The sequence below is a fragment of the Paenirhodobacter sp. genome (assembly GCF_041916475.1).
Classification (GTDB): domain Bacteria; phylum Pseudomonadota; class Alphaproteobacteria; order Rhodobacterales; family Rhodobacteraceae; genus Rhodobacter.
This window is the reverse complement of sequence record NZ_JAYRZN010000068.1, coordinates 1-9,628: the sequence shown is the minus strand read 5'-3', so window position 1 is coordinate 9,628 and position 9,628 is coordinate 1. Positions and strand designations below refer to the sequence as shown.

The 9,628-nt window shown below is 63.5% G+C and carries 14 protein-coding genes and 1 tRNA gene; 10 read left to right on the top strand and 5 right to left on the bottom strand.

Features of this window, described 5'->3' with window-relative positions:
• Positions 1-66 precede the first annotated feature (66 nt).
• A complete protein-coding gene (locus ACOMG5_RS17155; RefSeq protein WP_420345006.1) occupies positions 67-1,605 on the top strand; it encodes a phage terminase large subunit family protein in 1,539 nt (512 codons plus the stop codon).
• A 143-nt stretch (positions 1,606-1,748) separates the two neighbouring features.
• On the opposite strand, the gene ACOMG5_RS17150 is transcribed toward ACOMG5_RS17155, so the two are convergent.
• Entirely contained in the window at positions 1,749-2,177 is a 429-nt protein-coding gene (locus ACOMG5_RS17150; protein ID WP_420345005.1) for a type II toxin-antitoxin system PemK/MazF family toxin, read from the bottom strand.
• Entirely contained in the window at positions 2,174-2,386 is a 213-nt protein-coding gene (locus ACOMG5_RS17145) for a helix-turn-helix domain-containing protein (protein WP_420345004.1), read from the bottom strand. Before ACOMG5_RS17145 ends, ACOMG5_RS17150 begins: the two co-directional genes overlap by 4 nt.
• A 121-nt stretch (positions 2,387-2,507) precedes the next feature.
• On the opposite strand from ACOMG5_RS17145, the gene ACOMG5_RS17140 reads away from it, so the two are divergent.
• From ACOMG5_RS17140 to ACOMG5_RS17100, 9 genes are all read left to right on the top strand, one after another.
• Complete coding sequence (locus tag ACOMG5_RS17140; protein WP_420345003.1) at positions 2,508-2,699, top strand: hypothetical protein; 192 nt, start codon at positions 2,508-2,510, stop codon at positions 2,697-2,699.
• Positions 2,696-2,899, top strand: coding sequence for a hypothetical protein (locus tag ACOMG5_RS17135; RefSeq protein ID WP_420345002.1), 204 nt, complete (start codon positions 2,696-2,698; stop codon positions 2,897-2,899). Before ACOMG5_RS17140 ends, ACOMG5_RS17135 begins: the two co-directional genes overlap by 4 nt.
• A complete protein-coding gene (locus tag ACOMG5_RS17130) occupies positions 2,896-3,138 on the top strand; it encodes a hypothetical protein (RefSeq protein ID WP_420345001.1) in 243 nt (80 codons plus the stop codon). Before ACOMG5_RS17135 ends, ACOMG5_RS17130 begins: the two co-directional genes overlap by 4 nt.
• 71 nt (positions 3,139-3,209) lie before the next feature.
• Entirely contained in the window at positions 3,210-3,746 is a 537-nt protein-coding gene (locus ACOMG5_RS17125) for a hypothetical protein (protein ID WP_420345000.1), read from the top strand.
• A gap of 17 nt (positions 3,747-3,763) precedes the next feature.
• Positions 3,764-5,065 carry a phage portal protein gene (locus ACOMG5_RS17120; protein ID WP_420344999.1) on the top strand — a complete coding sequence of 434 codons (1,302 nt, stop codon included), beginning with the start codon at positions 3,764-3,766 and terminating at the stop codon, positions 5,063-5,065.
• Complete coding sequence (locus tag ACOMG5_RS17115) at positions 5,062-6,801, top strand: prohead protease/major capsid protein fusion protein (RefSeq protein WP_420344998.1); 1,740 nt, start codon at positions 5,062-5,064, stop codon at positions 6,799-6,801. The genes ACOMG5_RS17120 and ACOMG5_RS17115 overlap by 4 nt, the downstream gene beginning before the upstream one ends.
• A complete protein-coding gene (locus ACOMG5_RS17110; protein WP_420344997.1) occupies positions 6,801-7,016 on the top strand; it encodes a phage head-tail joining protein in 216 nt (71 codons plus the stop codon). The genes ACOMG5_RS17115 and ACOMG5_RS17110 overlap by 1 nt, the downstream gene beginning before the upstream one ends.
• Before the next feature lie 59 nt (positions 7,017-7,075).
• Complete coding sequence (locus ACOMG5_RS17105) at positions 7,076-7,267, top strand: hypothetical protein (protein ID WP_420344996.1); 192 nt, start codon at positions 7,076-7,078, stop codon at positions 7,265-7,267.
• A complete protein-coding gene (locus ACOMG5_RS17100) occupies positions 7,264-8,292 on the top strand; it encodes a site-specific integrase (RefSeq protein ID WP_420344995.1) in 1,029 nt (342 codons plus the stop codon). The genes ACOMG5_RS17105 and ACOMG5_RS17100 overlap by 4 nt, the downstream gene beginning before the upstream one ends.
• A gap of 68 nt (positions 8,293-8,360) precedes the next feature.
• Here ACOMG5_RS17100 and ACOMG5_RS17095 read toward each other — a convergent pair.
• From ACOMG5_RS17095 to ACOMG5_RS17085, 3 genes are all read right to left on the bottom strand, one after another.
• Positions 8,361-8,434, bottom strand: a tRNA-Cys gene (locus tag ACOMG5_RS17095).
• Positions 8,435-8,568: 134 nt separating this feature from the next.
• Complete coding sequence (locus ACOMG5_RS17090) at positions 8,569-9,120, bottom strand: tyrosine-type recombinase/integrase (RefSeq protein WP_420344994.1); 552 nt, start codon at positions 9,118-9,120, stop codon at positions 8,569-8,571.
• On the bottom strand, positions 9,117-9,628 hold a 512-nt coding region (locus tag ACOMG5_RS17085), incomplete at its 5' end, for an integrase core domain-containing protein (protein ID WP_420344993.1). The genes ACOMG5_RS17090 and ACOMG5_RS17085, both read right to left, overlap by 4 nt.

The window sequence follows — 9,628 nt, the reverse complement described above, 5'->3', positions numbered from 1 at the left end:
GACGAGCTATCGGTATTCTGCTTCATGGCGTGATCTCCCTGGCGGTTGCCGCCGCCGGTTGGGTGGGTGTTGGTTCACCCGGAGATTACGCCGCCAGACAATTTCTACCACTTCCGAGACACGACCGACTGCCGGGATTACGTTGTCTCGGATATTGAACCGATCTTCTCGGCCTCGCCTTCTGTCGCCTCGGCGCTCTCGGGCGAGCTGGACGAAGCTGGGCGCAACACGTTGCTGTCTCGGCGCTTCCCGGGCGGCTCGCTCAAGGTCGTGGCGGCGAAGGCCCCGCGCAACCTGCGCCGGCACAACGTGCGCATGCTGCTGATGGACGAGGTGGACGGCATGGCGCCCACGGCCGAGGGCTCGCCGATCCTGCTGGCCGAGCGCCGCACCCTGTCTTTCCCCGATCGCAAGATCGTCCTCGGCTCGACCCCGGTGCATGAGGAAACAAGCCACGTCCTGCGCGCCTATGCGCAATCCGATCAGCGGATCTTCGAGGTGCCGTGCCCCTGCTGCGGCGTCTTCGCTGAAATCACCTGGGACCAGATCACATGGCCCGCAGGCGAACCCGAGGCGGCGCGCTGGCGCTGCCCGAGCTGTGGTGAGGAGATCGAGGAGCGCCACAAGCCGCAGCTGGTCGCCGAAGGCCGCTGGCGGGCCACGGCGCCCCAGGTGCAGGGCCATGCCGGGTTCCGCATGAATGCGCTGATCAGCCTTCACGCGAATGCGGCATGGGGCAAACTCGCCGCCGAATTCGTCGCGGCCAAGGATGACCCGACCACCTTGCAGACCTTCGTCAACACGATCCTCGGCCAGGGCTGGCGATCGGAGGGCGACGAGCTGGACGAAACCGGCATGGCGGCGCGGGCCGAGGCCTTCGGGCTGGCGCTGATCCCGGCCGAGGTGCTGGCGCTGACGGTGGGCTGCGACGTGCAGCACGACCGGCTTGAGCTGACCTATGTCGGCTGGACGGAAGCGGGCGGAATGCTGATCCTCGGCCACCGGGTGATCTGGGGCGCCTTCGATGCGCAGGAGACATGGGCCGAGCTGGACACGCTGCTGCGCGAGCGCTTCCCGCATGCCCTGGGCGGCCGGATGGCGATCGACGCCACCGCGATCGACGCGGGTGACGGGACCTCGATGAACGTGGTGACGGGCTTCTGCCGCCCCCGCACCGCGCGCAAGATCTTCGCGATCAAGGGCGCGCCGGGCAACCGGCCGGTGATCGAGCGGGCCGGATCGAAGACCAAGACCGGCGCGCGGCTCTGGATCGTGGGCGTGGATACGGTGAAGGCCCAGCTCTTCGCCCGCCTGCCGCGCGTGGGCCAGGTACGGTTCTCGGCCGAGCTGCCCGCCGTCTGGTATGAACAGGTGGCCTCCGAGCGCGCCGTGGTGCGCTATTCCCGGGGCCAGCCGGTGCGGAACTTCGAGCGCATCCCCGGGCGGCGGGCCGAGGCGCTGGATTGCGCCGTCTATGCCTTCGCTGCCCGACAGATGGTGAACATCAATCCCGAGGCGCGGCGCGAGGATCTGGCGCGGGTGGAGGAGACCCCGGCGCAGCGGAAGGGGCCGGTGCTTCAGTCGGATTGGATGCGGAGGCGGTAGGGAGCAAATGGAAAGCCCTGCCTCGGAAGGCAGGGCTGTCAACCATTCGGATTTGGTATCATCCTACACAGGCCCGCCACCCTAAGGTGGACTTGAGGCGCACCACAGAACCCTGCGAGCGCAGACAGCACCCATATGTATTGTCAACCCTCTTTTGTCAAGGATTCGAGGCCGAGCGCATACAACATTGACGTGCGTACCCTCGACAATTCCTCAGCCGATAGAACGATCTGCAAGTACTTCCGCTTTCCAGTCGTTTTGTCGCGACCGGTGTAAGGAAGTTTCATACGACTGTAAGATAGGGTGGCGAGCATATCACACTTGGCCCACTTGATTTTCCCTTCGTAGGGAGGGGGTGCGACAACTGGTAGCTCAACCCGGCACTGATACCTGATCCCGGACCGGGCGGGCGTAGTGCTGAGTGGGACAACAGTGCAAAGGCCGTCCCTGTATGGTAGGCGCGGTGACACCACGACAGCAAGCCGCTCCTTGACCATTTCAGGCTCACGAAAGCCTGTCGTGTAATCGCAAATGACAATTAAGCCCGGTTTGGGCGGGAATTTCAGGCTCATTCGTTGGAATTCTTCTTCAACCTCACCCCGGCACCGCCGCCGTTTTCGGGGATGAACTCGACGCCTGCGGCTTCGAGGGCTGCTTGAATTGCCTCAATTGTGCGCGTTTTAAGTGGCTCACCCTTTTCCAGCCGAGTGATCGTATTCGTCGAAACTCCGGCTGCTTCAGCAAGCTCTCGCACCCCCAAACCGAGACCAGATCGAGCCATTCGGCACTGTGCAGGCGTCATATTCGCTTCACCGTGTTCATTTCGCTTTACAGTAGCGAATTTTCGGGTACTTTTAGGACACTGTAGCGAAAGCAATACCACGTATCAACGGAGTCCCGTAATGCCGAACCTTGTTCCGGCAGCCGTCCCCGGCTTGCCTTCTGTCGCCCTTCTGGAAATCCACGACTGCCTGTCATTGGCTCTGGACGCGACCGAGCGCCCGACCGGCTACAGCCAGGGCGAACGCGAGGCCCGCAGCTACATGCGCGCAGCCCTGCGCCGCACCTGCAAGCTGATGGAGGGGCGGGCATGAGCGCGCTTCTCGATTACATCGAAGAACAGCAAGACATCGCGGAACAGCTGTGCATGGTCTTGGAAGCGATCGACGCCCTTCACGACGCTGACATTGACCGCAGGGCCTGCGAGGGTCTGATTTTCATTGCCCGGGACATGGCGCAGAGGCTCGACGCGAACCTTTGCGGAGAGAAGCTTCCGAAAGGCGGTGAGGCATGAGCATCTCGGCGCAGTACCGCGAAGCGCATGAAGCCACTGCCGAGGTGCTGCACAGCATCAAGGCGCTCTCCGCGGCTGGCATTGACGTAATGCTGCATAGGGATCTGCTCGACCCGCACGTCCCGGGCGGCTCTTCCGTCTTCGCCTTGCTCGAAGCGATCGAAGAGAAGGCGGAGCACGCTCGGAAATTGCTTGAGGGGCAGTGGGAGGCGGCCAACATTTCACCTCGTTCGCAGTGAACTTGACTCGCGGCCGCCACTGTGGCACTTTCACTTCAGAAGAGGTGAAATTTCGACCAGAGGTGATACCAATGAAACGCCGGGCAATCCTTTATGTCGCCGACTGCGAAGAGAAGCGGTTCGATGGCTACTATTTTCGCAAGCAACTGCCGTTCGTCCCCGATCTTCCGTTGGACAGCGAAGCGGATGATGCCCGCGCCCGCCGCCGTGCGGAATACAGCCTGAGTGACGCCTTCCTGCTCCGTCTGATGATGGATTTCGTCGATGATGGCGGTGTGGAAATCGACGCGGCGAAGTACTCGGCGGGCAATGCCATCCGCCATCTGCATCGGGCAAGCGAGCGCCTGAATGCCGATCAAGATATTTGGCTTGCCTTCCTTCAAAACCGCCCCGGCGAACTGGATTTTGCTCCCCGTGCGCTCTGTGCGGGTAGCTTGGACGAAATTCCGGGACTGATCCGTGAAAAATCCGATCCGTCCGACCCGCCGCGCGTTGTTCTGGTGAACGCTTCGGCGGCATCGCGCTTTGTGGTCAATCGCGCCGACGAATTTGGCATCACCCGCAATTCCGAGAACCGGCCTGTCTGGCTGATCGAAGAAACCTACTGAGGCGGAGTAAGGCCAACATGGCATTCCCGTTCAACATCTTCGGCAAGCTGCTCAAACGCTCCGGGATCGAGGCGGGGGGCGGCGGGCATCGCTGGGAAGGGGCTTCCCTCCTCTCCTCTCCCCAGCAACAGACGCTCGCCGCCCGTGGAGCGTCGAAGGCGCGGGCTTCGGCGCTCTACACCAATACCGCCCAGGGCAACCGGATCGTGGAAGCCTGGGCGGCTGCGCTTGTCGGCAAGGGCTGGCAGGCGCGTCCGCAGCATCCGGACCCGGTGGCGCGGCGCGAGCTGGCCGAGGCCTTCGAGGAGCTGGTGCGCCCGATCCTGCTGCCGCTCGCCCGTGCGCTGGTGCGCGACGGCGAGGCCTTCGTGCAGGCCTTCGTCGGCGCGGATGGCGCCTTCCGCACGAAGCTGCTCGCCGCTGACCAGATCGACCCGAGCCTGACCCGCGACCTCGGCAACGGCGCCCGGATCATCGCAGGCATCGAGTTCGATGCGGCCGATCGCGTCACCGCCTATCATGTTCTGCGCGATGCACCGGGAACGCCCTTCGTCACCTATGGCGAGGCGGTGCGGGTTCCGGCCTCGGACGTGCTGCATGTGTTCGACACGCTGTTCCCCGGCCAGGTGCGCGGCCTGAGCTGGCTCGCGCCGGTGCTGCTGAAGCTGCGCGACCGCGACGAGGCCTCGGACGCGATGCTGATGCAGCTCAAGATTGCCTCGCTGATCACCGGCTTCATCCGCGATCCCGAGGGCGGATCGGCGGGCTTCGAGGCCGAGGGCGGCGCGATGAATGTGGCGCTGGAACCCGGCGCGATGCGGATCCTGCCGCCCGGTGCCGATGTGACCTTTTCGAACCCGGGGCAGGGCCTCGCCCAGGCGATCGAATTCCTGCGCGCGCAGGACCGGGAAATCGCGGCGGGCGCGGGCCTGACCTTCGAGGCGCTGACCGGGGACCTCGGCGAGGCGAACTATTCGAGCGCCCGGGTGGGCCTGCTCGAATTCCGCCGTCGCGCCGAGATGCTGCAACGCAACCTGATCGAAGGCATGCTCCTGCGCCCGCTCTGGCAGCGTTGGACCGATGTGCGCGCGCTGGCAGGCGAGATCCCGGCCGGGGAGATCGAGGCCTTCCGCGCGGTGCGCTTCGTCGCGCCGGGCTGGGCCTGGGTGGACCCGAAGAACGAGGTCGAGGCTGAGGTTGCCGCGATCAACGCAGGCCTGAAATCGCGCGAGGAAGTCGTGGCCGGGCGCGGCCGGGACATTGACGAGCTGGACGAAGAACGCGCCCGCGACCGGGCCGCCACGGGAGACGCCGCATGACCATTCACCTCCGCGCGGCAATGCCTGCCGCCTCTTCCGTCAATCTCGAAGCCCGCACCGTCGAGGCGATCGTTTCGACCGGGGCCGAGGTGCGCCGCGCCGGGTTCATCGAGCGGCTTGACCTCTCGGGCGCGGATCTGTCCCGCCTGATCGGGGCGCCGGTGCTGGACGCACACCGCGCCAGCTCGACGCGCGATCAGCTCGGCGTTGTGGAAGCGGCTGAAATCCGGCCGGAAGGTCTGTGGGTGCGCATCCGCTTCCGCAGCAACGAAACCGCTGCTGCGGTGCTGGCCGACATTGCGGACGGCACCCTGCGCGGCCTGTCTATCGGCTACAGCGTGGCCGAATGGAAAGAAGAGCGGCGCGGGGCCGAACGCATCCGCGCCGCAATCCGCTGGACACCGATCGAGGTGTCCGTTGTCCCGGTTCCGGCCGATGCCGGGGCCCATTTCCGAAATGGAGACACCGAAGTGCCTGAAGCCCAGGAACACGAGGCGCTGACCCGCGCCCAGATCAATGCCGAAATCCGCTCGATTGCCGCCACGGCGGGCCTGACCCGCGATTGGGCGGATGGGCAGATCGACGCCGAAACCCCCATCGACGCCGCGCGCGCCGCCGCTTTCGAGGAAATGCGCCAGCGCGGCGCCCGCACCGAAATCCGCACCACGCGGATCGAGATCGGCACCGACAACACCGACCCGGCCGTGATCGCCACCCGCGCGGGCGAGGCGCTCTGGGCGCGCTCGAACCCGGGCCACGATCTGAGCGCCGAGGCGCGCCCCTTCGCCTATATGACCATCGCTGAGCATGCCCGCGAAGCGCTGCGCCGATCGGGCGCATCGACGGCTGGCCTTTCGGCCGAAACCATCATCACGCGCGGCCTGCATACGACCTCGGACTTCCCGCTGATCCTCGGCGATGCCGTGAACCGGGAGCTGCGCGGCGCCTACGAGGCGGCCCCGTCTGCCGTGCGCCAACTCGTGCGCCAGAGCACGGCCCGCGACTTCCGGGCCAAGCACAAGCTGATGCTGGGCGATGCGCCGAGCCTGGAGAAGGTCAACGAAGCCGGGGAATTCCAGAACGGCACGATCGGCGAGAGCGCGGAAACCTACAAGATCGACACCTTCGGCAAGATCTTCTCGATTTCCCGCCAGGCGATGGTGAACGACGACCTCGGCGCCTTCACCGAGATCCCGCGCCGCCTTGGCATCGCCGCGCGGAACTTCGAGAATGACTTCCTGGTGAGCATGATCCTGAAGAACCCGGCCATGTCGGACGGCAAGGGCGTGTTCCACGCGGGGCACAGCAACCTGACGGCGGTCTATGCCGCGCCGTCTCTCGCGGCTCTGGCGGCCGCGCGCCTTGCGATGCGCAAGCAGACCTCGAATTCGGGCAGCCTGCTGAACGTGGCCCCGCGCTTCGTCCTGGTCCCGGCCGAGCTGGAAACCGTCGCCGAACAGGTGCTGACCGAGATCGCCGCGACGAAGACCGACGATGTGAACCCGTTCGGCAAGCTCACCTTGCTGGTGGACCCCCGCCTGACCGACGATGAGCAATGGTATGTCGTCGCCGATCCGGCCCAGATCGACGGCCTGGAATACGCCTATCTCGAAGGCGCCCCCGGCCCGCAGATCGAAACCCGCGCAGGCTTCGAGGTGGACGGCGTGCAGACGAAGATCCGGCTCGACTTCGGCGCAGGCTGGATCGACCACCGCGGCTGGCACCGGGTGGGCTGATGGCAATCGAGGTCTCCGAGCTGATCACCCTGCGCGACACCCTGATCCGGGCGCGCGCGAAGGGCATTCTTGCGCTCCAGCTCAACGGCGAGCGCATTCAGTACCGCACCGACGCGGAGATGGCCTCGGCAATCGCAGACCTGGAAGCGCGCATCCGTCGCGCTTCCGCCCGACCCGCAAACGCTGTGCGGTTCTCAACTTCGAAGGGGATGTGATTGCGCCCTCTCAGGGCGAGAAAACGCAACCTCGTTGAATGATCTAAACAGAGATTACGATGGCAGACAGCCCGCACTCCTCAGCCAAGAAGGCCGCCATGAGCTTCATTCGTGAAGCTCGGGAGGTTGGTTGGGCACGTGTGCGGTTCTCTCTTCGTCCCGATGGTACCGTCGATGTCGATCTGAGCATGATTGATCAGGAAGGCGGCGATGACTTCCTTGATGCTGACTTGAGGATGGGTGGAAAATGACTCGGAAGGGATTGCCGAAGTTCGTTTATGAGGATCGAGGCTATCTGCGATTCATCCGCCGCGCCCGCGGGCTGTCGGTGATGATGAAAGAGGAATTCGGTACGCCTGAGTTTTGGGACCATTACAACCGACTCATCAAGGGCCGCGAACCCGTGCCCGTTAAACGGACGATCGAAACGCTGGCTCTCAGCTATTTCGAAAGCGATGCCTTCAAGAAGCTGAAACCCAGAACACAGGCAGACTACCGGAAATACATCGAGCACATTCGTCGCACTTGGGGCGACAAGGATCCGCAGAAGCTCGAAACCCATCACGTCTATGCCCTGCATAGGGCGAATGCAGAGCACTGGAGGCAGGCGAACTATCTGGTGCAGGTACTTGTCGTCCTTCTGAACCATGCCCGCCTGATCGGTTTTCTGAAGAAGGAGCATGGTAACCCCGCGAAGGGCGTGCCCCTTTTCAAGCAGGAGGGTGATGGCTGGGAGCCGTGGCCAGAGGACGTGCGAACCGAGTTCGAGGCTATTGCGCCGCCACGCGCCCGACTGGTCTACGAACTCTGCCTTGGCACCGGCCAGCGCATCGGGGACGTCCTCAAGTTTCGCTGGAGTCATTTCAAGGACGGCGCCTTCGACTTTACCCAAGGCAAGACGGATAAGCCAATGTGGATCCCGATGACCAACCGTCTGCGCGACTATCTGGCATCGGCGCCTAAGAACGGTCTGACGGTGGTCTGCGGGGCTAACGGTCGCCCGGCCCACTATCGCGTCATTGCCGATGAAATGCGCGCCGTGAAGGAACAGATGACGCACTCAGACGCCACGAAATACGTGACGCACGGCCTGCGGAAGAACGCGACGATCGAACTCTATGAGTCAGGTTGCGATGACGAGATGGTCAAGGCCGTCACCGGGCATTCCGGCGTTGATATGCTTAAGAAGTACGGTGGACGTATCCGGCAACGGGTTTTGGCGACTCGCGCCCAAGAAGCCCGCAACCGCGCAGAACAGAACAAGCCCGGAACGTGAATGTTTCAACGCTTGTTTCAAGAGAGATAAAGGTGAGAGGTGGAACCAATGCAACATATTGAAAACATTGGAGGCGGGTACCGGAATCGAACCGGTCTTCACGGATTTGCAATCCGCTGCGTAACCTCTCCGCCAACCCGCCGAAGTGACTGCTGTAAATACGAAATCCAAGACGTGTGCAAGAGGCGATTATCAGGATCTAGGCAATGTTTAAAACATTCTGGTTCCGTTCCTGATCCACTCTCTCAGCTTTTGCGCTGTTGTCGTTCCGGTCTTTTACCGCGCCGCACCAGCATATTTGCGCATCATCGCGCTGGTAGAATGGCCGTTGATGGCCGCTATCAGTTCATCACTGCAACCTGGCTCGGCCAGCTCTGATGCCGCCGAATAGCGCGGCCCATGAAGGTCGTACTTCTCGGATCCGATGTTGATCCGCGCAGCCATGATCTGGTCAGAAGCTCCACGGGAAGAGGTTGGCTCTCTTCTCCCGCAGGCGCAGATCGTCACGCCAGGTTTCGGGGAAGACGATAGCACGGTGCGCAGGTGCGGCGAGAACGGAACCCGCAGGCGCGCGCCGGTCTTGTTCTGTAAAACGCGCATTCCCTCTCCGTCGATATCGCTCCACCGCATTTTGAGTGCGTTACCGATGCGCTGACCCGCCCCAAGGCACAGCGTGAAGGTCAGTAGGGCGCGGCCGGTAGCCACGGCGCGATAGCTGGCGAATTTGTTGCGCGGCCACGGGCGGCACCCCCGGGCGGAAGTAATGCGCCGCATGAGTAGAATTTTCGCGCCAAGATGAACGAGGATGCTGTGACCCCCGATGTTCATCCGGCTGAACCCAGAGTCCTTTGCTGAATTTGGCGCGGTTGCGCCGACGGAGCAATGGGCGATCTGCGCAGCAGTTCAGTTGCGCGAAGCTGATCGCCCATTGCGGTGAGTTGGGCGACGAAGACCGCCGGGGCCTGATAACCGAGGGCCGAATGCGGTCGCTCGGTGTTGTAGATGTGGGTCCAGCGGGCGACAACCGCGCGCGCGTGGTCGATGCCGAAGAACAAGGTCTCGTTCAAAAGCTCGTCGCGCATCCGGCCGTTGAACGCCTCGCAGTTGCCGTTTTGCATGGGTTTGCCAGGCGCGATGTAGTGCCACTTCACCTGCATCTTCTCGGCCCATTCGAGGATCGCGTTCGAGGTGAACTCGGTTCCATTGTCCGAGACGATCACACCGGGCTTTCCGCGCCGCGCGATCAGTGCCGTCAATTCTCGGGCAACGCGGCGGCCGGAAATCGAGGTGTCGACGACCGCGGCCAAGCTCTCCTTGGTGACATCGTCGATGACGT